The sequence below is a fragment of the Aeromicrobium sp. PFPM2_SD2 genome (assembly GCF_057364525.1).
In genome coordinates this window covers 1-911 of record NZ_JBNFNZ010000664.1, presented here as the reverse complement: position 1 = coordinate 911, position 911 = coordinate 1, and the positions used below count along the sequence as shown (strand labels likewise).

Below are 911 nucleotides of genomic sequence, written 5' to 3'. Positions count from 1 at the left end.
CTCCCGCGCGTGCTCGCGGCCGGGCCGAAGGCGTCCAGGACGCCGGCGCGGGCGAGCGCCTGGACGAGCAGCCAGCCGCCGACCCCGGCGACGACCGCGCCCGAGAGCGCGAAGAAGCCCAGGTGCGCGAGCTTGTAGGCCAGGTCCCAGTCGGCGTAGTACGACGACCACTCGTAGAGCGACTCGAAGGCGCCGGCGAGCGCGCCGGCCGCCGCGGCGACGACGACGCCGAAGCGGCGGTAGAGCACCAGCGCGAGCACCAGCTCGGCGCCGAGGCCCTGGAAGAACCCGGAGGCCAGCGTGCTGAAGCCCCACTGCGTGCCGCCGACCACGAGCAGCGAGACCGCCGCGGCGATCAGCTCGGTGACCAGCGCGGCGCCCGGCTTGCGGACGATCAGTCCGCCGACGACGCCGGCGACGAGCCAGACGCCGCCGAACAGTCCGGCGAGCGGCGGGTAGGCGAGGGTCAGCGGCTCGCTGAGCGGCTCGTAGAGCTTCCCCCAGGCCCAGTAGACGACGCCGAAGGCGACGCCCAGGGTGGCGATGGTGACCAGGTCGATCGTGCGGTAGCGCACGAAGAAACCGGTGACGGACGTGTCTGCAGAGCTCGTCATCATGACTCCCTTCGCCGGTACTAACCGGAGCAGGTTCAAGGGTCTGCGGCTTCTCCGCACTCTCAGCGCCCTCTGCGTAGGCGCTCCCCTGTCGTGTGGCTCGACCCTAGCCCGTCGCCGGACGCTCAGGCCAGCAGGTCTCCCTTGCCGAACATCTCGGCGGTCGCCCGGGCCGACGGCGTGCCCGCGTCGAGGTCGGCGCCGGCCTCGCGCAGCACCGCGACGACCTCGTCCTCGCCCCTTGAACACCGCGCCGGCGATCGGGCCTCTGGCCGGCGGTCGTTGACGCCGGTTCAC

The 911-nt window shown here is 72.8% G+C and carries 1 protein-coding gene and 1 riboswitch; the gene reads right to left on the bottom strand.

Annotation, left to right across the window (positions count from 1 at the left end; genetic code table 11):
* Positions 1 to 614 (bottom strand): ECF transporter S component (locus AC2W7G_RS17275; protein ID WP_485869523.1); only part of this gene is annotated, 614 nt, incomplete at its 3' end.
* Positions 604 to 714: riboswitch (TPP riboswitch) on the bottom strand. It overlaps the preceding gene by 11 nt.
* Positions 715 to 911 lie beyond the last annotated feature (197 nt).